The sequence below is a fragment of the Frigidibacter sp. RF13 genome, assembly GCF_026626305.1.
Taxonomy (GTDB): domain Bacteria; phylum Pseudomonadota; class Alphaproteobacteria; order Rhodobacterales; family Rhodobacteraceae; genus TMP-24.
In genome coordinates this window covers 1-23,823 of record NZ_JAPNUE010000011.1, presented here as the reverse complement: position 1 = coordinate 23,823, position 23,823 = coordinate 1, and the positions used below count along the sequence as shown (strand labels likewise).

The 23,823-nt window shown below is 65.6% G+C and carries 21 protein-coding genes and 1 riboswitch; of the genes, 17 read left to right on the top strand and 4 right to left on the bottom strand.

Annotated elements, in window-relative coordinates:
* Positions 1–2: 2 nt before the first annotated feature.
* The 5 genes from cobN to cobJ are packed head-to-tail and all read left to right on the top strand — an operon-like array spanning position 3 to position 6,477.
* A complete protein-coding gene (gene cobN, locus OU426_RS15980) occupies positions 3–3,230 on the top strand; it encodes a cobaltochelatase subunit CobN (RefSeq protein ID WP_267635077.1) in 3,228 nt (1,075 codons plus the stop codon).
* Between the two features lie 5 nt (positions 3,231–3,235).
* Positions 3,236–4,393: a precorrin-3B synthase gene (cobG, locus tag OU426_RS15975; RefSeq protein ID WP_267635075.1), complete on the top strand. Its 1,158-nt coding sequence runs from the start codon at positions 3,236–3,238 to the stop codon at positions 4,391–4,393.
* Between the two features lie 4 nt (positions 4,394–4,397).
* The gene (locus tag OU426_RS15970; RefSeq protein WP_267635074.1) at positions 4,398–5,027 is read left to right on the top strand and encodes a precorrin-8X methylmutase; all 630 of its coding nucleotides are present in this window, start codon (positions 4,398–4,400) and stop codon (positions 5,025–5,027) included.
* Positions 5,024–5,746, top strand: a complete 723-nt coding sequence (locus OU426_RS15965) for a precorrin-2 C(20)-methyltransferase (protein WP_267635073.1) — start codon at positions 5,024–5,026, stop codon at positions 5,744–5,746. The genes OU426_RS15970 and OU426_RS15965 overlap by 4 nt, the downstream gene beginning before the upstream one ends.
* Positions 5,743–6,477: a precorrin-3B C(17)-methyltransferase gene (gene cobJ / locus OU426_RS15960; protein ID WP_267635072.1), complete on the top strand. Its 735-nt coding sequence runs from the start codon at positions 5,743–5,745 to the stop codon at positions 6,475–6,477. The genes OU426_RS15965 and cobJ overlap by 4 nt, the downstream gene beginning before the upstream one ends.
* Here the strand turns inward: cobJ and OU426_RS15955 are convergent.
* On the bottom strand, positions 6,453–7,205 hold the full coding sequence (locus OU426_RS15955; RefSeq protein WP_267635071.1) for a cobalt-precorrin-6A reductase: 753 nt from the start codon (positions 7,203–7,205) through the stop codon (positions 6,453–6,455). The two genes, cobJ and OU426_RS15955, sit on opposite strands and share 25 nt — an antisense overlap.
* Here OU426_RS15955 and cbiE point away from each other — a divergent pair.
* The 9 genes from cbiE to cobF all read left to right on the top strand — a co-directional run bounded on the left by cbiE (position 7,204) and on the right by cobF (position 14,070).
* Positions 7,204–8,391: a precorrin-6y C5,15-methyltransferase (decarboxylating) subunit CbiE gene (gene cbiE / locus OU426_RS15950; protein ID WP_267635070.1), complete on the top strand. Its 1,188-nt coding sequence runs from the start codon at positions 7,204–7,206 to the stop codon at positions 8,389–8,391. The genes OU426_RS15955 and cbiE overlap by 2 nt on opposite strands.
* Positions 8,388–8,750 (top strand): cobalamin biosynthesis protein, encoded by a 363-nt coding sequence (locus OU426_RS15945; RefSeq protein WP_267635069.1) that lies wholly within the window; start codon positions 8,388–8,390, stop codon positions 8,748–8,750. The genes cbiE and OU426_RS15945 overlap by 4 nt, the downstream gene beginning before the upstream one ends.
* Entirely contained in the window at positions 8,747–9,529 is a 783-nt protein-coding gene (gene cobM / locus OU426_RS15940) for a precorrin-4 C(11)-methyltransferase (RefSeq protein WP_267635068.1), read from the top strand. The genes OU426_RS15945 and cobM overlap by 4 nt, the downstream gene beginning before the upstream one ends.
* A 106-nt stretch (positions 9,530–9,635) precedes the next feature.
* Positions 9,636–10,943 carry a cobyrinic acid a,c-diamide synthase CobB gene (locus OU426_RS15935; protein WP_267635067.1) on the top strand — a complete coding sequence of 436 codons (1,308 nt, stop codon included), beginning with the start codon at positions 9,636–9,638 and terminating at the stop codon, positions 10,941–10,943.
* Positions 10,940–11,659, top strand: coding sequence for a uroporphyrinogen-III C-methyltransferase (cobA, locus tag OU426_RS15930; RefSeq protein WP_267635066.1), 720 nt, complete (start codon positions 10,940–10,942; stop codon positions 11,657–11,659). Before OU426_RS15935 ends, cobA begins: the two co-directional genes overlap by 4 nt.
* A complete protein-coding gene (locus OU426_RS15925; RefSeq protein ID WP_267635064.1) occupies positions 11,656–11,973 on the top strand; it encodes a DUF1636 family protein in 318 nt (105 codons plus the stop codon). Before cobA ends, OU426_RS15925 begins: the two co-directional genes overlap by 4 nt.
* An 81-nt stretch (positions 11,974–12,054) precedes the next feature.
* Positions 12,055–12,272: riboswitch (cobalamin riboswitch) on the top strand.
* Positions 12,273–12,308: 36 nt separating this feature from the next.
* Complete coding sequence (locus OU426_RS15920) at positions 12,309–12,479, top strand: CbtB domain-containing protein (protein ID WP_267635063.1); 171 nt, start codon at positions 12,309–12,311, stop codon at positions 12,477–12,479.
* Positions 12,480–12,500: 21 nt separating this feature from the next.
* Positions 12,501–13,235, top strand: coding sequence for a CbtA family protein (locus tag OU426_RS15915; RefSeq protein WP_267635062.1), 735 nt, complete (start codon positions 12,501–12,503; stop codon positions 13,233–13,235).
* 79 nt (positions 13,236–13,314) lie between these two features.
* On the top strand, positions 13,315–14,070 hold the full coding sequence (gene cobF, locus OU426_RS15910; RefSeq protein WP_267635061.1) for a precorrin-6A synthase (deacetylating): 756 nt from the start codon (positions 13,315–13,317) through the stop codon (positions 14,068–14,070).
* Here cobF and OU426_RS15905 read toward each other — a convergent pair.
* Positions 14,061–15,086, bottom strand: a complete 1,026-nt coding sequence (locus tag OU426_RS15905) for a LacI family DNA-binding transcriptional regulator (RefSeq protein ID WP_267635060.1) — start codon at positions 15,084–15,086, stop codon at positions 14,061–14,063. The two genes, cobF and OU426_RS15905, sit on opposite strands and share 10 nt — an antisense overlap.
* A gap of 167 nt (positions 15,087–15,253) precedes the next feature.
* Between OU426_RS15905 and OU426_RS15900 the strand changes: the two genes are divergently transcribed.
* Complete coding sequence (locus tag OU426_RS15900; protein ID WP_267635059.1) at positions 15,254–18,850, top strand: hydantoinase B/oxoprolinase family protein; 3,597 nt, start codon at positions 15,254–15,256, stop codon at positions 18,848–18,850.
* Between the two features lie 93 nt (positions 18,851–18,943).
* Here the strand turns inward: OU426_RS15900 and OU426_RS15895 are convergent, their stop codons facing one another.
* Positions 18,944–19,627, bottom strand: a complete 684-nt coding sequence (locus OU426_RS15895; protein WP_267635147.1) for an IS6 family transposase — start codon at positions 19,625–19,627, stop codon at positions 18,944–18,946.
* A 570-nt stretch (positions 19,628–20,197) separates the two neighbouring features.
* On the opposite strand from OU426_RS15895, the gene OU426_RS15890 reads away from it, so the two are divergent.
* On the top strand, positions 20,198–21,073 hold the full coding sequence (locus OU426_RS15890) for a Crp/Fnr family transcriptional regulator (RefSeq protein WP_324289830.1): 876 nt from the start codon (positions 20,198–20,200) through the stop codon (positions 21,071–21,073).
* A gap of 20 nt (positions 21,074–21,093) precedes the next feature.
* On the opposite strand, the gene OU426_RS15885 is transcribed toward OU426_RS15890, so the two are convergent.
* Complete coding sequence (locus tag OU426_RS15885) at positions 21,094–21,570, bottom strand: TspO/MBR family protein (protein WP_267635058.1); 477 nt, start codon at positions 21,568–21,570, stop codon at positions 21,094–21,096.
* A gap of 164 nt (positions 21,571–21,734) precedes the next feature.
* Here OU426_RS15885 and OU426_RS15880 point away from each other — a divergent pair, with 164 nt between their 5' ends.
* Positions 21,735–23,795, top strand: coding sequence for a CheR family methyltransferase (locus tag OU426_RS15880; RefSeq protein WP_267635057.1), 2,061 nt, complete (start codon positions 21,735–21,737; stop codon positions 23,793–23,795).
* Positions 23,796–23,823 lie beyond the last annotated feature (28 nt).

The window sequence follows — 23,823 nt, the reverse complement described above, 5'->3', positions numbered from 1 at the left end:
CCATGCATGTCGTTTTCCGCGAAAGCCATGGGCTAGAGGAAACGGAAACCCCGTTCGACCTGGGACAATCCCCGGCCGAACTGGTGGTTCTGTCGTTTTCCGACAGCGACCTCGGCGCTTTCGCGGCGGGCTGGCATCGCGCAGCGGGCGGCTTGCCGGCACTCAGGCTGGCGAACCTCGTCGCGCTGAAGCATCCCCTGTCGGTCGACACCTATGCCGAACAGACACTGTCTGGCGCGAAGGGCATCCTGATCCGCCTGATCGGCGGGGAAAGCTATTGGCCCTATGGCCTGGCGCAGGTGCAAGACCTGGCGCGCCGCAAGGGGATCGCACTGGCCGTCCTTCCCGCCGACGGGCGCGTGGATGGGCGGCTTGACCAACTGTCGACCCTGCCGGTTTCTACCCTCCGCCGCCTGCAGCACCTGTGTGACCAGGGTGGCGCGGTGGCAGCTCAAGCAGCGCTGCAACAACTGTCATTGGCGGCGGGCCTTTATGCGGGGCCGGTGATTGGCGACAAGACGGTTCCCGATTTCGGCTTCTACTTGCCCGGCAGGGGGGTCGTCGCGGCGCCTGCGCTGGGCGCGCGGCCTTTGGCCATCGTCACCTTTTACCGCTCCTATCTGACGGCAGCCGATACCGATCCTGTCGATGCGCTGATCGAGGCGCTCGAGGCGCGGGGTTTTGCGGCGGTGGGCCTTTTTGCTGCCAGCCTCAAGGATGCCGCCGCTTCGGCCTGGGCGGCGGCAGAACTCGTGCGCCTGAAGCCGGCCGCAGTCGTCAATGCCACCGCCTTTTCCGCGAAGGGCGCGAATGGCGAGCCGTCGCCACTGGACGCAGCCGGCTGCCCGGTCTTTCAGGTTGCCCTGTCCACCGCCCGTCGCAAGGACTGGGCAACCGCCGACCGCGGCCTGTCGCCTGCCGATCTTGCAATGCATGTCGTGCTGCCCGAGGTCGATGGCCGCATATTCGCGGGTGTCATCAGCTTCAAAAGCCCCGGCGCACGTGATCCCGACCTGCAGTTTTCGCGATTCGCCCATCGCGCCGATCCAGACCGCGTCTCTGCCGTCGCCGACCGGGTCGCGGGCTGGTTTCGCCTTGCCAACACACCGGCGGATGACCGGAGGTTGGCGCTGGTTCTGTCCACCTATCCCGGCAAGGCGCATCAGCTGGCCCATGCGGTGGGTCTTGACGCATTGTCATCCGCCGAGGCGATCCTCGGCGACCTGGCCGACAGCGGCACGGGTCTTGGCCAGCTGCTGCTGACCGAGCGGCTTCAATGGCCAATTTCAGCCTATTTAGACACTCTTTCCACGCTACCCTCACCCTTGCGGCAGGCCCTTCACGATGCCTGGGGCGCGCCAGAAAACGACCCGGTTGTCCAGGATGGCGCCTTCCGCTTTGCAGCGCTTCACCGGGGCGGGACCATCGTTGCGCTGCAACCCGAGCGCGGCGAGGTGGCAGCGCGCGGCGACGACTACCACGACCTTTCCCGAACCCCGCGCCATTCCTACGTTGCCTTCTATCTCTGGCTCCGCTCGCAAGGCATTCACGCGCTGATCCATGTCGGCGCCCATGGCACGCTCGAATGGCTACCCGGCAAGTCGGTCGCCCTGTCGGCGGACTGCTGGCCCGAGGCGCTGACCGGTGCCCTGCCGGTGATCTATCCCTTCATTGTCAACGACCCGGGCGAGGCCGCGCAGGCCAAACGTCGGATCGGTGCCGTCACCATCGGCCACATGCCACCACCGATGGTGGCGAGCGCGGTGCCTGAGGGGCTTCTGCGGCTGGAACGGTTGCTTGACGAATATTCCACCGCCGACGGCCTTGACCCCGCCCGCCGCGACCGCCTGATCGCCGCCGTCCGCGATGAGGCGCAGGCTTCGGGCGTTGAAGACGATCTGGGGATACCCGCGGCCGCCTCGGCCGCGGAGGCAATCACCCGCATCGACCGGTTCGTCTGTGACATCAAGGAAAGTCAGTTCGGCGAAGGCCTGCATGTCTTCGGCACCGGCCAATGTGGCGCGGAAGAACGCGCGGGCCTTTTCGCGGCACTCAGCGGCCAGCGCGTCGCCGCCGGCCCTTCCGGATCTCCCGCGCGCGGTCGGTCAGACGTGCTGCCGACCGGCCGCAACCTTTTCACCACCGATCCCCGTGCGGTCCCGTCTCGTGCAGCCCACGCCCAAGGCGTGAAACTTGCCGAGGAACTTCTGCGCAAACACCTGCAGGATCATGGCGACTGGCCGCGGTCGCTGGTCGTCGACCTCTGGGGATCGGCCACGATGCGGACGGCGGGCGAAGAGTTTGCGATGGCGCTGCATCTGGCAGGCCTTGCCCCGAAATGGGACGAGGGGTCAGAGCGGGTGTCGGGCTTCGAGATCGTGCCGCTCGCGCTGCTGGGTCGACCGCGCATCGACGTCACCTTGCGCGTATCAGGCCTGTTCAGAGACGTCTTTCCCGGTCTCGCACAACTGTTCGAGGCCGCCGCCGCCGCACTAGGCCAGCGCGAGGAAGCGGCTGAAGACAATCCCTATCTCGCGGCAAGCCCCCGCGTCTTCGGCCCGAAGCCCGGCCTTTACGGCCTGTCGATGGGCGAGGCGATCGAGGATTATTCCGAGGGCGGCCAAGCTCGCGCCGGCGAGGCCTGGCTTACGGGTTCCGAATGGTCAGTGGGGACGGGCGACGCGCGACGTGTTCGCGACGCGCTCGAAACGCGGGTGAAGGACGCGGACGGGTTCGTCCACGTTCAGGACCTGGCCGAAAGCGATCTTCTCTTGGCCTCGGACTATGCCGCGCACGAGGGTGGGTTTGCCGCTGCCGTCGCCCGGCTGGGCGGCGCGGAAAAGGCGCTCTATCACCTCGACGCCACCCTGCCCGACCGCCCGCGCGCCCGCACCCTGCCCGAAGAGGTCGCGCGCGTTGTCCGATCGCGCGCCGCCGATCCCCGCTGGGCGACCGGGATGATGGCGCACGGCTTCCGCGGCGCGGCCGAGATCGCCGCGACGCTCGACCATCTGGCCGCTTTCGCGCATCTCGCCCGCGCCGTGCCGCCGCATCTGTTCGACCTTTATCACGACGCAACGATCGGCCGCGACGATCTGGTGGAATTCATGCAACGCGAAAATCCCATGGCGCTTCAGGCCATGCGCGACCGGTTCGCGGCGCTGCGCGATGCGGGCCTGTGGATCACACGTCGCAACTCCATCGCCGCCTCGATGGAGGCGCAGGGATGAAAACCATGTCTATCTCGCCTGAAATCAAGGGTTGGTGCCCCGGCGCACTTCGCCCGATGATGTCGGGCGACGGTCTCGTCGTCCGCATCCGGCCGCGCGGCGGACGTTTGACGACGGTGCAGGCAAAGGGTGTCGCCGACCTGTCGGCACGGTTCGGTAACGGTCTGATCGACCTGTCGTCGCGCGCCAATATTCAGCTGCGCGGGGTGTCCGATGCGGCGCACGGTCCGTTGATCGACGGACTGCGAGATCTTGGCCTTATCGATCCCTCGACCGAGGCCGAAAGCCGCCGCAATATCGTTGTCACTCCCTTCTGGTCCGAAGGCGACGGCACCGCCGATCTGGCCCGCTCGCTGGCAGAAGCGCTGACAGGCCCGGGCGCGCCGCAGACGCCCGGCAAGTTTGGCTATGCGGTCGACGTCGGCATCGCACCGATCCTGCGCGATACTTCCGCCGATATCCGGATCGAACGGACCGAGGCCGGTGGATTGGTCGTCCGGGCCGATGGTGCGGACCGTGGTGCGGAAGTGACGATGGACAGCGCCGCACCGACCGCGCTGCGGCTCGCGGAATGGTTCCTGGCGACTGGCGGCGCCCCCGAAGGGCGAGGCCGGATGGCCGCGCATCTGGCCCGGGGCGCGCTCCTGCCAGATGCATTCATGCCGGTCCGCGCAGCCGTGAACCCCGGCCCGGCACCGGCACCGGGGCCTCGGACGGAAGGTTTCCTCGTCGGTTTCGAGTTCGGCCAGATGCGAGCCGAAACACTGTCTATTCTTGCCGAAATCGGTCCAGTTCGTTCGACGCCCTGGCGCATGATCCTGATCGAGGGGGCCCATTCCGTCCCGGCCATTCCGGACCTGATCACCACACTGCACGACCCACGACTGAGGGTCATCGCCTGCACCGGCGCCCCCGCCTGCCCGCAAGCACTGGCCCCCACGCGGCCGCTGGCACGAACGCTGAGCGCGATGCTCCCCCCCGGCCGGAAGCTCCATGTCTCGGGCTGTGCCAAGGGCTGTGCCCACCCTGGACCTGCAGCTCTGACGCTTGTGGGGCGCCCAGGCGGAACGTTTGACCTGATCCGGAACGGCGCTGCCGCCGATCCGCCCGCTCTGACCGGCCTCGCCCCAGAGGCCCTGGCCCAAACCCTGTCGACCGAGTGAACCGATGCCCCACAGCTACCAGACCGACGGCGCTGCCATCTACCTTGAAAGCTTCGCGACAATCCGCGCCGAAGCCGACCTTGCCCGCTTCACACCCGAGGAGGAGGTCATCGTCGTCCGCATGATCCACGCCGCGGGGATGGTCGGACTGGAAGAACACGTCCGCTTCTCGCCCGGCATGGCGATCGCCGCCCGCACCGCGCTAGAGGCGGGTGCGCCGATCCTCTGCGATGCGCGCATGGTCTCCGAGGGCATCACCCGCGCGCGCCTGCCGAAGGACAATCAGGTGATCTGCACGTTGCACGACCCGCGCGTCCCGAGCCTTGCGGCAGAGATGAAGAACACCCGCTCGGCCGCCGCGCTGGAGCTTTGGCGCCCGCATCTGGAAGGCGCGGTTGTTGCCATTGGCAATGCGCCGACCGCCTTGTTCCACCTCCTGAACATGCTGGAAGATCCCGCCTGCCCGCGACCCGCCGCCATCATCGGCTGCCCGGTCGGTTTCGTTGGCGCCGCGGAATCCAAGGATGCGCTGATGGCAGACCTGCCGGTACCGTCGCTCATCGTGAAGGGCCGCCTCGGCGGCTCGGCGATCACCGTCGCCGCCGTAAACGCGCTCGCGAGCCGCAAGGAATGAGCGGGGGTCGCATCATCTGTGTCGGCCTCGGTCCGGGCGATCCGGAGCTGATGAGCGTGCGTTCCGACCGTCTGGTGCGGGGTGCCCGGCATGTCGCCTATTTCCGCAAGAAGGGTTATGAGGGTCAGGCGCGGCGGATCGTCGAGGGGATGCTGCGCGCCGATGCCATCGAACATTCGATGGACTATCCGGTCACGACCGAAATCCATTTCTCTGACCCCGAATACAATCGGGTGATGGCGGAATTCTACGACTTCTGGGCCGAGAATCTGGCCAATTTGGCTGAAACAGAGACTGTTTTGGTGTTGTGCGAGGGCGACCCCTTCTTCTACGGCAGCTTCATGCACCTCTACACCCGTCTGCGCGAGCGCCGACCGGTCGAGGTCGTGCCCGGCATCACCGGCATGTCCGGTTGCTGGACCGCGACGGGCGAACCGATCACCTGGGGCGACGATGTGCTGACTGTCGTCACCGCCACGATGAGCGAGGCCGACCTCGCCGCGCGGGCGCGCGAAACCGATGCGCTGGTTGTCATGAAAATCGGCCGCAACCTCGACAAGCTGAAACGCGCGCTGACGGCGGCGGGGCGGCTGGCGGATGCATGGCTAGTCGAACGCGGCACAATGCCCGACCAGAAGGTACATCGCCTGACCGAGGTGCCCGAGAAGGTGCCCTACTTCTCGATCGTGGTCGTTCATGGTCAGGGGCGGCGGCCATGACGGGATGGGTAAAGGTCGCCGGGCTCGGCCCCGGGGACGAGGCAATGGTGACCGAACAGGTGCGCGCGGCGCTGGCCGAGGCGACCGATGTGGTGGGATATATTCCCTACGTCGCGCGGGTCGCTGAACGGCCGGGCCTGCGACTGCATCCTTCCGACAACCGGGTGGAACTGGACCGCGCCAACCATGCGCTGGACATGGCTTCGGCAGGCAAGCAGGTGGTCATCGTTTCGTCCGGTGATCCAGGCGTTTTTGCCATGGCTGCCGCGCTTTTCGAGGCTTTGGAGACCCGATCCGACCCGGATGGCTACGATATCGAGATCCTGCCTGGCATTACCGCGATGCTCGCCGCCGCCGCGCGGCTCGGGGCGCCTTTGGGTCATGATTTCTGCGCGATCAACCTTTCAGACAATCTCAAACCCTGGGACCTGATCGAGAAACGCCTGCGCCTCGCCGCGCAGGGCGGCTTTGCCATGGCCTTCTACAACCCGCGCGCCGCATCGCGGCCGGGGCGGTTCGAACGGGTGCTGGAAATCTTGCGGGCGGAATTGCCAGGGCATGTGCTGATCGCCTTCGCCCGCGCGGTGACGACCGGCGAAGAGGAAACGCGGGTCGTGCGGCTGGACGAGGCCACGCCAGACATGGCGGACATGCGGACGATGGTGATTGTCGGGAACGAAGATACCCGGCGCGTCGGGCGCTGGGTCTATTCGCCGAGGCGGGTCGGATGATCGGCAATCCAGCCCATCACTTCGGCGACCGTCGCCAGAACCCTGCGGGCCGGCACCTCCGGCCGGTCGATCAGGATCACCGGCAAACCAAGCGCGCGCGCCGCCTGCAACTTGGCCTCTGCCCCCGTGCCACCGGCGTTCTTCGCGACGATATGGCTGATGCGATGATCAGAAAGCAGCGCCCGGTCGCCCGGCTCGGTGAAAGGCCCGCGCGCAATCACGGCTTCAGCGTCCGGCAAGGGCAGCGGACCTTCGGGTGGGTCGACAAGGCGCAAGAGGTAATGGTGTTGGGGTTTTGCGGCGAAGAGGTTCAGGTTCTGCTTGCCAATCGCCAGAAAGACCCGCGCCGGGGCTTCGGGCAGGATGGCGACGGCAGCCGCAATGTCGGGCGCGTGATGCCAGTTGTCGCCTTGGCCTGCCACCCAGGCTGGCCGCTCCAGGCTGCACAGCGGGACGCCGGCCGCCTTGCTGGCAGCAACGGCATTGCGGCTCATTTGGGCTGCGAACGGATGGGTGGCGTCGATCACATGGCTGATCGCCGCGTCGCGCAGGTAGGCCTCAAGACCTGCGACGCCACCAAACCCGCCGATACGGGTCGGCAGCGGCTGGCCAACCGGGGCTTCTGTGCGGCCAGCATAGGAAAAGACCGCCGGAATACCCGCCTCTGCCACGGCGCGGGCGAGGGCGCTGGCTTCCGTCGTGCCACCGAGGATGAGGAGGCGCGTCATGTCTGATCCCTGGCTGACAATCGTGGGTCTGGGCGAAGATGGACCGGCGGGCCTGCCGGAGGCAAGCCGTGCCGCGCTGTCAGCAGCGGATGTGATCTTCGGTGGGCCGCGTCATCTGGCGCTCGTCAACGCCGGCGCGCGCGGGCGGGACTGGCCGGTGCCGTTCAAGATCGACCCAGTCCTGGCCGAAGCGGGCCGGAAAGTCGTGGTGCTGGCCTCGGGCGATCCGTTCTGGTTCGGGGCGGGCGGCAGCCTTGCGCAAGCGCTTCCGCCCGGCGAATGGACCTGCCATCCGGCACCCTCAACCTTTTCTCACTCTGCCGCCCGAATGGGCTGGCGGATCGAGGAAACCTTCTGTTTCGGCCTTCATGCCGCTCCGTTCGAACGGCTGAGGCCGGTCCTGACCCGCGGCCAGCGGCTGATCTGCCTGATGCGCGACGGTGCGGCGGTCGGCCATATGGCGGACTGGCTGACAAAGGCCGGCTTCGGCCCATCGACCCTCACCGTACTGGAGGCGCTGGGTGGCCCGCGCGAACGGGTCCGCAAGACATCGGCCGAGGGTTTTGCGCTGACGGACGTCACTCATCCGGTGGCACTGGCAATCGAGGCTGCCGGCGCGCGCGGCCTGTCCCGTGCCTCGGGACTAGCCGACGATCTCTTTGAAACCGACGGCGTGATGACCAAGCGGCCGGTCCGGGCGCTGACCCTGTCGGCGCTTGCCCCGAGGCCGGGGGAGGTTCTGTGGGATCTTGGCGCCGGATCCGGCTCGATCTCGGTCGAATGGTGCCTGGCCGCGCCCGGAACGCGGGCCCAAGCGGTCGAGGCACGGGCAGACCGGGCGGCAATCGTCGGCCGGAACGCTAGAAGCTTCGGCATCGATCACCGGCTGACGGTCACGACCGGCGAATGGCGAGAGATGCTGGGGTCACTTGCTGTGCCGGATGCCGTTTTCATCGGGGGTGGTGCCGATTTGGCAGGAATAGAGACCATTTTTCACGCTGTGCCCGAAGCAACGCGGATCGTCGCCAATGCGGTGACGCTGGAATCGGAGGCGGTGCTCGTGGCTGCCCAAGACAGGTTCGGCGGCACGCTTCTGCGGATCGATCTGGCAATGGCCGGTCCGCTTGGCCAACTTCGCGGTTGGAACCACGCCCGTCCGGTAGTGCAGTGGAGCGCCGAGACATGAGGGTCGCGGGTTTTGGCTTCCGGGGGGCGGCGACGGTCGCGTCGCTGCAGGACGCGCTGGCGCGGGCGGGCGGCGGGGTGACGGCGCTGGCAACAGCGGATCGCAAGGCCTCTGCACCGGTCGCGGGCGCGTTCGCGCGCGCTTTGGGCCTGCCGCTTGTCGCGGTGCCGCGCGACCTTCTAGCTAGGGCAGTGGTTCTGACACATTCAGCAAAGGTCGCCGAACGCTTCGGCACAGGCTCGGTCGCCGAGGCGGCGGCCTTGGTTGCCTGTGGTCCGGGCGCGCGACTTATCGGGCCACGGGTCGTATCGGGCGACGGGCTGGCGACTGTGGCGATTGCGGAGAGGGACGGGGCATGACGGTACATTTCATCGGCGCAGGGCCCGGCGCGGCCGACCTGATCACGATCCGCGGCCGCGATCTGATCGCGGCGTCGCCCGTCTGTCTTTATGCCGGATCGCTGGTGCCGGAAGCGATCCTGTCGCACTGCCCGCCGGGCGCCCGGATCGTGAATACAGCGCCCCTGTCGCTGGACGAGATCATCGCCGAGATCGCTGCCGCGCATGCCGAAGGCAAAGACGTGGCACGGCTCCATTCAGGCGACCTGTCGGTCTGGTCGGCGATGGGCGAGCAATTGCGGCGGTTGCGCGCGCTGAACATCCCCTACGATGTGACGCCAGGTGTGCCGTCCTTTGCGGCAGCGGCGGCGGCACTCGGGGCCGAACTGACCCTGCCTGGCGTGGCGCAATCGGTGGTGCTGACCCGAACCTCAGGCCGGGCGACGGCGATGCCCGAGCGCGAGACTTTGGAGAGCTTTGCCCGCACCGGTGCGGTGCTGGCCATCCATCTGTCAATCCATGTGCTAGAAGACGTGGTGGCCGACCTTACGCCCCATTACGGCGCCGATTGTCCGGTGGCGGTGATCTGGCGAGCGACCTGGCCCGACCAGCGGATCGTCCGGGCGACGCTCGGCACGCTCAGGACTGCGATCGGGGCGGAGATGGAACGGACGGCATTGATTTTCGTCGGGCACTCGATCGGGGCCGAGGCTTTCGACGAGAGCAGGCTCTATGCGGGCAATTACGACCGGCGCTACCGGCCGGTCGGCACCGATCCGCGCTTTCCGGAGGCGTCGTGAGGAACATGCGAATTTCGTCCCGCCTGCGGCGGGCCGACCCGCCGGGAGGGCTCTGCCCTCCCGGACCCTCCCGGAGTATTTCGGGACAGAACGTGGGGAGAAGGGCATGATGCCGCCCGGCCTGATCATTTCGGCGCCAGCCTCGGGGACGGGGAAGACCACTTTGATGCTGGGGCTTCTGGCAGCTTTCCGGGCGCGGGGGATGGCGGTGCAGCCGTTCAAGAACGGGCCGGATTACATTGATCCGGCCTTTCATCGCGCCGCATCGGGGCGGGCGTCCTGTAACCTCGAAAGCTGGGCGATGGGGGCGGACCGTATCGCCGGGCTGATCGGAGAGGCGGCGGGCACGGACCTTATCCTAGCTGAAGGTTCCATGGGGTTGTTCGACGGGGTGGCGGGCCCTGGCGAGGCGGGGACGGGTGCAAGCGCCGATATTGCAGCGTTGACCGGATGGCCGGTGGTGCTGGTGCTCGACGTCTCGGGTCAGGCGCAATCGGCGGCGGCGGTGGCGCGGGGCTTTGTCATGATGCGCGCGGGAGTGCGGCTGGCGGGCGCCGTCTTGAATCGCGTGGCCTCGCCGCGCCATGAGGCTTTGGTGCGGGGTGGCATGGCGGCGGCAGGGATCTCGGTTTTCGGCGCCCTGCCGCGCCGCGCCTCGATCGAGATGCCGGAGCGGCATCTGGGCCTTGTGCAGGCCGAGGAGACGCCAGAGCTCGACCGGATCATCAGCGAGGCGGGGGCATTCGTGGCCGCGCATGTCGATCTGGAGGCGCTGGTTGCGGCGGCGGCACCCACGCGGCTCTCGGGGCCGCCCCGGCCTGTCGTGCCGCCCGGCCAACGGGTCGCCCTGGCGCGGGATGAGGCCTTTTCCTTCGTCTATCCGCACCTTCTGGACGGCTGGCGCCGGGCTGGGGCAGAGATCCTGCCCTTCTCGCCGTTGGCGGATGAGGCGCCGGATCCCTCCGCCGATTGCTGCTGGTTGCCCGGCGGCTATCCGGAGCTGCATGGCGGACGGCTGGCGGCGGCGGAGCACTTCCGGGCGGGGCTGCAGCACTTTGCCGGGACGCGGCCCGTCCATGGCGAATGCGGGGGCTATATGGCGATGGGCGAGGCAATCGTCGACAAGGAGGGTGTCCGCCATCGGATGGCGGGGCTTCTGGGGCTTGTCACCACTTATGAAAAGCGGCGGATGCATCTGGGCTACCGGCTGGCGACGCTGGAGGCGCCGATGCCGGGTTATTCGGCCGGTGCCCGGCTCAGGGGCCATGAGTTCCACTATTCGACAATCCTTGAGCAACCGGATAGGACGCTCGCGACGGTTCTGGATGCCAATGGCGAGGCGGTGGCGGAGACCGGATCGCGCCGGGGTTTGGCCACCGGCACCTTCTTTCACCTGATCGCGGAGGCGACATGAGCGGTTTCGTCAGTTTCGTCTCATCGGGGCCGGGGGATCCGGAATTGCTGACGCTGAAGGCCGTGGACCGGCTGCAGAGGGCGGATGCCGTTTTGTTTGACGACCTGTCCTCGGGTCCGATCCTGACGCATGCGCGCGCGGATGCCGATCTGGTGGGTGTCGGCAAGCGCGCTGGCCGCCCTTCGCCGAAGCAGGATCATGTGAGCCGGCTTCTGGTCGACTACGCGCGGTCGGGTGCGCGAGTGGTGCGGCTGAAATCGGGAGATTCGGGGCTTTTCGGGCGGCTGGAGGAAGAGATCATAGCCTGCCGGGAAGCGGGCATTGCCTATGAGATCATCCCGGGCGTGACCTCGGCCATGGCGGCAGCGGCAGCGGCGGGCATTCCGCTCACCCGGCGGCTGACGGCGCGGCGGGTGCAGTTCGTCACCGGGCATGATGTGACCGGCGCTCTGCCCGAGGATCTGAACATCGCGGCGCTGGCCGACCCGACGGCGACGACGGTTATCTTCATGGGGAAGCGGACATTCGGGGAGCTTTGTCGCCTCCTGACGGCGGCGGGGTTGTCGCCCGAGACGCCCGCGCTTCTGGCCGAAAGCGTCTCTACGCCGGCTGAAAAGCTGGTGCGCGGCACACTCGCATCGATGGAGCAGCTGATTGCCGAGGAGGCGTCGGACGGGCCCGCGCTCATACTGATCGGGCCGCTCGTCGAGCCATGAGCACGGTCGCGACCATCTGTGCCTCCTGTCCGGCCGGGCGGGCGGGACTGGCGGTCACGGTCCGCGAGCGGCTTGAGCCGCTCGGCGTGACTGTGCGAGAAACCGATTGCATGTCGGGCTGCGCGCGACCGTCTACGCTCGCCTTTCGCGCCACGGGCAAGGTGACCTATCTTTTCGGCGAGATCACCGAGGCCGACCTGCCCGAGATCGAGACTTTCGCACGTCTTTACATGGCCTCGGCGGACGGCGCTTTCCCCGATGCACGGGTACTGGGCGGACTCAGACTGAAGGCGATCGCGCGCATTCCGGGATGAGCCCCCGTCACGAACCGGCAGTTTCGTCGCTTTGCGGCAGAGCCGCGCCGCTTTCGGCCTTGACCGGGTGGGGCTTCCGGGCGCAGATGGTCCTCGTACGGTGCCCCAAGGCGCGAAGCGTCCGGGGCTGAAACGGGAATGGGGAAGGGTGGACCAAAGGCGGCACCCGGAGCCCCAACCGCCCCCGCGACTGTAAGCGGCGAGCGGCTTTCCATCAGGCCACTGGGAGTGTCCCGGGAAGGCGGAAAGCATCGCTTCGACCCGCGAGTCAGGAGACCGGCCGTGCGGGAGTGAAACGCGAAAGCCGTCGGGTGTGACGGCAAAAGGAGAGACTTATGAACGCGCTGAACCAGACCGCCGCCAAATCCGCCTCGGGCCTTCTGTCGATCGTCCTCGTGACGCTCATCGGCGGGGCTATCCTGTTTGCTGCGGGCCATGCCCAGTCTGCGACGCTGCATGACGCGGCGCATGACATGCGCCACGCGACCGGCTTCCCCTGCCACTAAGGCCGGACGAACGGTCCTCACATGATCCAACGTATGCTGGCCGGCGCCTTGTTCGCCGGCTGTGCGGCGGGGCTGCTGGCAGCCCTGCTGCATTTCGCTTTCGTCCAGAACGCGCTACTTCTGGCCGAAGACTATGAATCGGGCGCGCTGGTGCATTTTCAGGGCGCCCAAGGTGGCGATGGTCATTCGCATGATCACACGGCGCCAGCCGAGCCTTCGGCCGAGGCCGTTGATGAGGTCGCCGAGGAGGAGGCATCGCCCCTGAGGCGCAATGCGCTGACGGTGATGTTCTTCATGCTCACCTATACCGGCTATGCGACGATCCTCGTTGCCGGGCTGGCGCTTGCGGCGCAGATGGGCATTGCGGTTGGTGCCGCCGAAGGCGTGCTCTGGGGGATCGCGGGTTTCGTGACCTTCCAGTTCGCGCCTGCCATGGGGCTGGCGCCGGAACTGCCGGGCACGGTCGCAGCCGATCTGGGCGAGCGGCAGGTCTGGTGGTGGTCGACGGTTGTGTGCACCGGCGCAGGGCTGGCGCTTCTGGCCTATGGACGCACGCTTTTGACTGCGCTGGCGGCCGGGGCGCTTCTGGCGGCGCCGCATGTGATCGGCGCGCCGGAGCTGGAGCAGTTCTTCGGCACCGCTCCGCCGGAACTGGCCGCGACATTCGCCGCCCGCGTCCTTGGCGCCGCGCTGGTGACCTGGGCCTTCATGGGCTGGGTCGCCGCGAAACTGTGGAACGGCAAGGCCGCGGCCTGAAAGCGGTTGACCCTTGAAACCGGGCCCCGCGCATGGACTTGCGCGGGGTCTTTTGCGAGAAGGGCCGGAGGAGGGCGTGATGATAGACCTGTCGCTCGTCGGCATCGGCACCGGCAACCCTGACCATCTGACCCTGCAGGCGATAAAGGCGTTGAATGGCGCCGACCTGATCCTCATTCCGCGCAAGGGCGAGACCAAGGCCGATCTGGCCGAGCTGCGCCGGGCGATCGTCGCGGATGTCGTCACTAATCCCGCAAGCCGGATCGCCGAGTTCGATCTGCCGGTGCGGGACGAGGCCACCCAGAGCTACCGGGCACGGGTGGATGAATGGCACGATGCGATCGCCACGATCTGGAAAGACACTATTCTTGCCGAAATCGGCCCGACGGGCCGCGTCGCGCTGCTCGTATGGGGCGATCCGTCGCTTTATGACAGCACGCTGCGCATCGCCGAACGGGTCGGGCGCAGCCTGCCGCTGACCATCAGGGTCATTCCCGGGATCACGTCGCTGCAGGCGCTGACGGCGGCGCATGCCATGCCGATCAACGAGATCGGCGCGCCCTTCACCGTGACCACCGGCCGCCGCCTGCGCGACGAGGGCTGGCCTGCGGGCGTGGACACGCTTGCGATCATGCTGGACGGCGACAGTTCCTTCCGAACGCTCAACCCCAAAGGCGTGACGATCTGGTGGGGCGCCTATGTGGGCATGTGGGAAGAGATCATCCTGTCCGGCCCGCTCTCCGACGTAGCTGACCGCATCATCGCCGCGCGCGCCGAGGCGCGCGCCCGCCATGGCTGGATCATGGACATCTATATCCTGAGGCGTCAGGGCTGACGGATCGTATCACCCGGTTGCAGGACCGGGGTCAGTTCCACCCGCTCGCCGCCGATCATCTCGGAATGACCGTGACCCGCGATGATCTGCGCCGCCTGACGCCCGATCTCGCGGCGGCAGGCATCCATCGTGGCGAGCCTGCGCGGCAGCCCGTCCAGAAGATCGACGCCATTGAAACCCGCAAGCCCGATCTTGCCCGGCACGTCGAGGCCCTTTTCCAGGCACCACAAAAGGCCGCCCGCCCCGATCATGTCGTTGGAATAATAGAGGAAGTCGATATCCGGCGTGCGTGCGAGCATCGCTTCCGTCATCTCGCGCCCCTTCAGAAGCGCCGAGCCGCCCGAGTAGAATTCGCGGTCGGCAAGCTCGATCCCCGCTTCGGCTAGCCCTGCCTCGAATCCTTCAAGCCGCTTCCGCGCCCGATGGTCATGCGGCATCTTGGTGCCGAGAAAGCCGATGCGCTTGTAGCCTGCCTTGACGATGGCGCGCGCCATTTCGAGACCCGCGCGCTTGTGGGAAATCCCCACCACACTGTCGATCGCCTCGCCATCCACATCCATGATCTCGACAATCGGGATCCCGGAATTTTCCAGCATCGCGCGGGCGGCGGGCGAATGTTCCAACCCCGCGACGATCACCCCTGACGGCCGCCAGGACAGCATTTCATATAGGACCGCCTCTTCCTTCTCGCCGGAATAATTGGTCACGCCGAAGACCGGCTGAAGGCCAGTATCTTCGAGGACCTCGGAAATCCCGCTCAGAACCTCAGGAAAGACGAGGTTCGACAGCGACGGCACGATGACCGCCACAAGGTTCACCCGCTGCGAGGCAAGCGCGCCCGCGATCTTGTTCGGTACATAGCCGAGTTGGCGCGCGGCCTCGAGCACCCGCTCGCGCGTCGCCTCGCTGACGTCGCCGCGGTTCCTGAGCACCCGGCTGACGGTCATTTCCGAAACGCCCGACGCCTCGGACACGTCGCGAAGCGTCAGGGTCCGTTTCGGATCGTTCGATGCCATCTTTGCCGCCCTTTCTGTCGTCAGCTTTAGCTAATGAGGATCGGCCCCGCGACGCAAGCCGAAACCTCATGGCCAGGGGCAAGGGCGGGCGCGTTGCATGGCCCGGCTGGCGCAGCTACGGTCCGGCGGGTGCGGGATTCGTGAAAGACGGGCGTCGAGGGCAAGGAATGCGCAAGGCCGGATGGCAGTTCTGGGTGGATCGTGGCGGCACATTCACGGACATCGTCGCGCGCCGTCCCGACGGGTCGCTCGCGTCGCACAAGCTTCTGTCGGACAATCCCGAACGCTACAGGGATGCGGCGGTGCAGGGCATCCGCGATCTGCTGGCGCTCTCGCCGGGTGATCCGATCCCGGCGGGAACCATCGACGCCGTCAAGATGGGCACCACGGTCGCAACAAATGCACTTCTGGAGCGCAAGGGCGAAAGGACGGTTCTGCTGATCACACGGGGCCTGCGCGACCTACTGAGGATCGGCTACCAGAACCGCCCGCGACTCTTCGATCTTCAGATCGTTCTGCCCGAACTTCTCTATGACGAGGTGATCGAGGTCGAGGAACGGCTGGCCGCAGATGGCAGCATTGTCACGCCGCTCGATGCCGATGCGGCCCGTGCGGCGCTGTCTGAGGCTTTCGACAGGGGTTTCCGGTCCGTCGCCGTGGCGCTGATGCATGCCTATCGCTTCCCCGATCACGAACGGGCGCTTGGCGCCATCGCGCGTGAGATCGGTTTTTCTCAGGTCTCGCTCAGCCATGAGGTCAGCCCGCTGATCAAACTGGTCTCGCGAGGCGATACGACGGTGGTTGACGCCTATCTCTCGCCCATTCTCAGGCGCTATGTGGACCAGGTGGGTGAGGCGCTTGGTGCCGATCAGGGCGGCTGCAAGGCGCTGATGTTCATGCAGTCGAACGGCGGCCTGACGGATGCGGGCCTCTTTCAGGGCAAGGATGCGATCCTCTCGGGCCCGGCGGGCGGCGTCGTCGGCATGGTCCGGACCGCCGAAGAGGCCGGGTTCGACAGGCTCATCGGCTTCGACATGGGCGGCACTTCGACCGATGTCTGCCACTTTGCAGGCACTTACGAACGGTCGTTCGAGACCGAGGTTGCAGGCGTGCGGATGCGCGCGCCGATGATGTCCATCCACACGGTCGCGGCCGGTGGCGGCTCGATCCTGTCCTACCGGCAGGGCCGCATGCAGGTCGGCCCCGAAAGCGCGGGCGCCAATCCCGGCCCGACAAGCTATCGTCGGGGCGGGCCGCTCACCGTGACCGACTGCAATGTGGTGCTTGGCAAGCTGCAGCCCGATCAGTTCCCCGCCGTCTTCGGTCCGGGCGGCGATCAGCCGCTGGACGCGGACTCCGCGCGCTCCGGGTTCGAGCAGCTTGCCGCCGAGATCGCGTCGGATACCGGCGAAGCACCGATGGCGGTCGAGGCGCTAGCCGAGGGCTTCCTGCGCATCGCAGTCGAAAATATGGCCAATGCGATCAAGAAGATATCCGTTCAGCGCGGCTATGACGTCACCGCATACACGATGAACTGCTTCGGCGGCGCGGGGGGCCAGCATGCCTGTCAGGTGGCCGACGTTCTGGGGATGCAGAGTATCTTTATCCACCCGTTTGCGGGCGTCCTGTCGGCCTTCGGCATGGGGCTGGCCGACATCCGCACCATCCGCGAACATCAGTTTGCCGGACCTCTGTTAGAGACCGGGAGCGCGCGGGCCGCGCTGGACCGCATCGGCAGCGACGCGCGGGCCGAGGTGCTGGGTCAGGGCATCGCCGAGGCGCGGATCACGCTGATCGAAACCGCGCATATCCGCACGCCCGGGTCGCACCAGACCCTGCCCGTTCCCTTCGGACCAGAGGCAGATATGCGCGCGGGCTTCGACATGGCGCACAAGCAACGGTTCGGCTTCGTCCCTGACTACGACCGCCTGATCATCGACCTTCTGACCGCCGAGGCGGTCGGGTCGACCGGCGAAGGCGCGGCACTTGCGATACCGCGCGCCGATGGGGCGCCCGCGCTAAAGGCGCGGATGTTCACCCAAGGCGCATGGCGCGAGGTTCCTCTCGTCCAGCGCGGCGCCCTGCGCGCGGGCGACCGGGTCGAGGGCCCGGCGATCATCGTCGAACCCACGGGCACCAACGCCGTTGAACCCGGCTGGCAGGCCGAAGGCCTCGCCAATGGCGGGTTGGTCCTGCGCCGCACCGTGGCCCTCGACCGCAAGGAGGCGATCGGCACATCGGTCGATCCGGTGATGCTTGAGGTCTTCAACAACCTCTTCATGTCGATCGCCGACCAGATGGGGGCAACGCTCGCGAACACCGCCTATTCGGTGAACATCAAGGAACGCTACGATTTTTCCTGCGCGATCTTCGATGCGGCGGGCGACCTTGTCGCCAACGCGCCGCATGTGCCGGTGCATCTTGGCTCCATGTCCGAGAGCGTTCGCACCGTCCTGCGCGAGAATGTGGGGAAAATCCGCCCCGGCGACGTCTTCATGATGAACAACCCCTACAATGGTGGCACCCATCTGCCCGACGTGACCGTCATAACCCCGGTCTTCGACGCGGCGGGCGAAAAGATCATCTTCCTCACCGCTTCGCGCGGCCACCATGCCGACATCGGCGGCAAGACCCCGGGCTCTGCCCCGCCCGACAGCCGCCATATCGACGAGGAAGGCGTGCTGATCGACAATTTCCTGCTGGTTGAACAGGGCGCGCTGCGCGAGGCCGAAACCCGCGCGCTTCTCGCCTCGGGCCGCTATCCCTGCCGCAATATTGAAGAGAACATGGCCGACCTCGCCGCCCAGATCGCGGCCAATGCCACCGGCGCGGCCGAATTGACGCGGATCACTGCCCAGTTCGGCCTTCCGGTCGTGCAGGCCTATATGGGTCATGTTCAGGACAATGCCGAGGAAAGCGTGCGCCGTGTCCTCGACGTGCTTAAGGATTGCGCCTTCACCTATCCGCTGGACAGCGGGGCGGAGATCAAGGTGAAGATCTCGGTCGACCACGCCGCCCGCAAGGCGCTCATCGATTTCACCGGCACCTCGCCTCAGGACCCGTTCAACTACAACGCCCCCTTCTCGATCTGCCGCGCCGTGGTGCTTTACGTCTTCCGCACCCTCGTCGGCGCCGACATTCCGATGAACGAAGGCTGCCTGAAACCGATCGAGATCCGCGCGCCGAAAGGCTCGATGATCAACCCCGCCTATCCCGCCGCCGTCATCTCGGGCAATACCGAGGTCAGCCAGGCCATCGCCGACACGCTTTACGGCGCCTTGGGCGTGATCGCGGGCAGCCAGGGCACGATGAACAATTTCGTCTACGGCAATGCGCGGCTGCAGAATTACGAAACCATCTGCGGCGGCACAGGCGCGGGCCCGGGCTTCGATGGCGCGAGTGCCGTCCACAGTCACATGACCAACACCCGCATGACCGACCCCGAGGTTCTGGAAACCCGCTTTCCGGTCCGGGTCGAGGAATTCTCGGTCAGGCGCGGATCGGGCGGCGCGGGCCGCTGGCGGGGCGGCGACGGGATCACCCGCCGCCTGCGCTTTCTGGAGGAGATGACGGTGACGGTCCTTTCCTCGCACCGCGAGGTTCCGCCTCACGGCGCGGCAGGCGGCCAGCCCGGCGCCTGCGGCGGAAACCTGATCGAGCGGACGGATGGCCATATCATGCCGCTCAGGGGCAATGATCAGGCGCTGATGTCGCCGGGTGACATCTTCATCATGCACACGCCGGGCGGCGGCGGATACCAGTAGGCACGGGTGCGGCGCCCGAACCCACCACACGATGCCTGCGCGGTTCTGTCGCAAACTTGAGGCTTGATGGGAAAGGGCACTGATCTGCCTCAGTTAGGCGGCCAGCGAAGCGAATTGGGCAAACGGACGGAGTCCGGGCGTCATCTGACCTTTGCGGGTCATGTTCGCGACTTCGATCCCTTCGAACTTCGCCGAAGCGGAGACGAAGGACTTGAAGCCCGGCATTGGTCGAACGCGCTTCTTGATCGTACGGTGGTCCTGCTCGACAATGTTATTGAGGTACTTGATCCGAACCATCTCAATTGGGATCGGGCAGCCGAAGGACTTCAGCATTCGGTTGACGGCTTTTATCCCGGCAGTTTTGGCCCCGCCGCGGTCGATGACGATCTTGCGGGGCAGGCCGTTGACCTCGAGCGCACGGGCGAACAACTTCGTCGCGGCCGATTTGTTGCGCCGCTTCGAGAGCATGAAGTCTAGGGCTTTCCCGAACTTGTCGACGGCACGGTAGAGACAGACCCACTCACCCTTCACCCGGATGCCTGTTTCGTCCATGCGCCAGGAACGATCTGCATAAGCCTTTCTGCGCCGCGCATTGGCGGCGATCAGTGGGGCGTACTTGGTGACCCAACGATCAAGCGTCGCGTGGTCCACCTGCACGCCCCACTCTGCCACGATCTCTTCCAGTTCCCGGTACGACACCGTGTAGCGCACGTAGAAGAAGACTGCGAAAGGGATGACTTCTTTTTGGAATTGAGCGCCCTTGAACGCGATCATCACAGGTCCGCCGAAGGGCACCACCTCCTGAGACCGTCGATCCTCCAGCGTACATCGGTCAAGAGCCAAAGTTTGCGACAGAACCCCAGTGGCGCGGAATGATATCGCGACAGCAAATGCAGGACCGAAAATATTCTTCGCAGGCGCTGGAACCAGATCGGCTCTGAGCCGTTCTCCTTTCAGCCGGTTAGACCTGTCCCTCGTAAAACCGGATGACTGGGTGAGTATCCCCTGCATCACCCGTACGCCGCCGAAGCCAAGATTGGCTTCGGCGGCCTTTTCTTTTTGCGCGGTTTCCGATGGCACTCGCCGTTGCGCCATCGCATAAACCCGCAACCTCGGTAGCGCTTGTTCTGAGGTCCGACCTTGCTTACGAGCCAATCAAAGTGACGCCGCGTTACGAACGTCGGATGAGAGAATTTTTATGATATATGACAGATACTTGCCCTGGAATTGCGCCAGTCCTACCTCCGCCGGGTGACGAACGGAACGGAACCGTGCCGACCGCGGCACGTTTAGCATTTGACATATCGAGACGCGTTGGCGCCCCGGACGGCGTGACGCGGACCGGTGATGAACCGCTGCCCAAGGGCGAGAGAAACACGTCGCCATGAAGGTCCGCATATAGCGAAATTGAAACTGGAACAGACTGCAACCGCGCTGCCTTTCCTCTTCAACGGGGGTCATGACGCCATCGCGCGGCGGCGGAAAAATCTGGAACCGATTAAACTGGGACATAGCACGATGTTGGAAACTGCTAGACTGTCGCCGGGAACGAATCCTACCTATCTGGTTCCCTTGCCTCCGAATTTTCTTGAATCCCTGCACCAGATCAGAAGCGACGAGATCGTGATTCCCGCAGGGGTTCAGTTTGTCGCCGAAGGTAGCCAGGGTAAGCACGTGTACCTTATGCGTTCCGGCCTTGGCCTGCGCGCGAACCTGCTGCAGGACGGCCGCCGACAGGTGGTCAGTTTCCTGTTTCCCGGCGATATCGTCGGCCTGCAGGCGCTTCTCATCGGTCAGTATCATCACAGTGCCGAGGCGCGCTCTGACGTGGTCGCGAGCGTGATCGACCACAAGCATCTGCGTGCCCTGTGGAAAGACAGGTTCGAGGCGGTCGTCCTTTCCTTGCAGGCCATGGCCTATGAGGAGGTGCGCCTGACGAAGGCCATGATCGCCATTGGCCAGTATTCCGCCGAAGAGGCGGTCGCCTCGCTTCTTTTTACTCTGTACAGTCGTGGTCAGACGCACGGGATGTTGCGCGACAATTCAATGGCGTTTCCCTTCCGGCAGACGGACCTCGCCGACGCGCTTGGGCTGTCGCTTGTCCATACCAACAAGACGATTGCCAAGCTGAGGCGTGCTGGCCATGTCGAGCTGGTCGATGGACGGTTGACCCTGCACGACCCCGATAGCCTGGCGCGCGCCTACATGCTCGAAGTCGCATAGCGGGCGTGGCTGCAACCGCGTCAGCCAGACGGACCGTTCAGTGAAAGGATCGCAGCATTCAGCAAGGTGGCGAAGCCAACCCAGAGAGCATAGGGCAGGAAGGCAAGCGCGCTGGTGCGATCGCGCCGCCAAGTGACGGCGATGAAGGCAAGGATGACCGCCAGCAGAAGAGTGATGACCGCGAGGGCGGCGTCGATGCGGTGCGCGACGAAGAAAAGCGGCGACCAGAGGAAGTTCAGCGCGAGCTGGCCATACCATAGCCCCATCGCCGCGCCCGCGTCGGTGCGCCGCCAGCTGCGCCATCCGACGACCGCAATAAGGATGTAAAGCAGGGTCCAGACCGGGCCGAACAACCAGTTCGGCGGGTTGAACCAGGGTTTGGAGAGAGCCGCATACCAGGCGCCGGGCGCCGCGCTAATGCCGATCAGAAGACCTCCGCCCACGGCGAGGAGCAGGAAGACTGTCAGCCCGAGGGCAGGATGGTACTGCTTGGCCATGATATGCTGTCTCCGTCAAACCGCGATTATCATTGAATGCGCGCAGAACGGCAACGCCGGGAACCGGGCACGGGTTTCCGATGACTGCAAGATATCGAGAAGGGCAGACGCTGCGCACGGGTTCATATGTCATAGTTTAATGCGCGCGGGCATGAATTTCGGTCATGTGCGACCGGGGTGATCGACAGAGTCCGGTGGCGAGAGAGAAATCAAGATACAAGGCTGACACGGTCGAGCCTTTAGGGGACCTCACGATCGTGGGTGTCGGCGCCTCTGCAGGTGGTCTGGAGGCTATCCGGGAGATGCTTGCGCCCGCTCGGCGGCATGCTCCGTTCGCCTATGTTGTGGTGCAGCATCTCGATCCCAATCACGAGAGCATGCTGGCGGAATTGCTGTCGCGGCATACCGAACTTGAGGTGCAACAGGTCGTCGGCGGCGAGGAAGTGAGCGCCGGCCATGTGTACATCATTCCGCCGGGCCGTGGACTGCGCATTCGCAGCAGAAAGCTGGAGCTGACGGACTTCGACCAGCCACGCGGCCTACGACGGCCGATCGACGACTTCTTCGAAAGCCTTGCCGTAGACGGTCACGAAATGGCGGTCTGTGTCATCCTGTCAGGCAATGGCGCGGATGGCAGCAGCGGCCTTCGCGCCATCAAGGAACATGGCGGTATCTGCATCGCGCAGGATTCCAGCGCCCGCTATGACGGAATGCCGACGTCGGCTGTCGCGACCGGGCTTGTCGATCTGGTCTGCGCACCTGCCGACATCTTCGGCGAACTGGTCCGCCTGCGTTCCGGCAAGAATCGCCCGGGTGACGGCGACAATGTTCTGGATTTCGTCGGTGATCTGTGTCGCACACTGCGTTCGCGCCTCGGCCATGATTTCACCGGGTACAAGCATTCCACGCTTGCGCGACGGGTCGAGCGCCGGATGCAGGTCCTTGGCGTCACCGATAGCCGCGCCTACCTGGACCGGATCGAGCAGGACAGCGAGGAATGCGAGACGCTGTTCCGCGACTTCCTGATCAACGTGACACGTTTTTTCCGCGACCCGGTGTTCTTCGACATTCTGCGCCGACGGGCGGTTGCACCGCTGGTCGAGGCCGCAGAGAGCGATAGCGAACTCCGGATCTGGGTCCCTGGCTGTTCGAGCGGCGAGGAAGCCTATTCCATCGCCATGCTGTTCGCGCGCGAGATCAAGCTGCGCAAGAAGGACCTCTCGTTCCAAATATTTGCGACCGACATCGACGAGGCGATGCTGGATATCGCGCGGGCAGGCATCTATCCAAGCGCCGCGCTGGCAGACATTCCCGAAGAGTTTCGCGACAGCTACACGATCGGTCGCGATGCAAGCTTCCAGATTGCGCCCGCGATCCGTGATTCGATCCGCTTCTCTGTTCACAGCGTGATCAAGGACCCGCCGTTCTCGCGGCTCGACCTGATATCTTGCCGAAACCTCCTGATCTATTTCGGCGAGAAGCTGCAGACCGCGACATTGCCGATCTTTCACTATGCGCTGAACCCGCAAGGCTATCTCTTTCTTGGCCCGTCGGAAAACATCAGCCGCACCGAAGATCTGTTTACGCCGGTCGACCAGAAGGCACGGCTTTTCCGCCGTGACCGGACGCCCGCCACCTATCCGATCGACATGCCAGGCGCGATTGTCGGCCGCAGCCGTCGGCAAGCGGCGCGCCGCGCGACGGGGCCAACCGAAGGCGATATCCGTCGAAACATTGCCGCGCAGCGCGTGCTTGACCGCTATGCGCCCGCGACCCTTCAGGTGAACAGGCAGGGACAGATCCTGTCCTCGACCGGGCAGCTGGCCAAATATCTAACGCTCGACCCCTCCGGGCAGGGGCCGGTGTTCGCACAATCGGCTGCGAGGTCAGGATTGAGCGAAACCATTTCCGCCCTTCTGTGGAAGGCCGCGCACGAGAACAGGCGAACTATCGCGCGCGGCATGCAGGTGGTGTCCGAGTTCGGTACCCAGACCGTCGATGTCATAGCCGAACCGCTGGGAGACGAGACCCAGCTTCTGGTCTTTCACGAGACTGCGCCTTTTGCGGTGCGCAGCGACGAGGACATGGACGAGCTGAATGCGCCGGAGAGCCACGTGCTGGCGCTGGAGGACGAGTTGCGCATGACGCGGGCGCAACTGCGAGCCACGGTCGAAGAGCTAGGGTCAGGACCCATTGATCTGCTTGAGGCTGCCGCTGCTGCGTGATTCAAGGCCCCGAACTGACGGGGGTGAT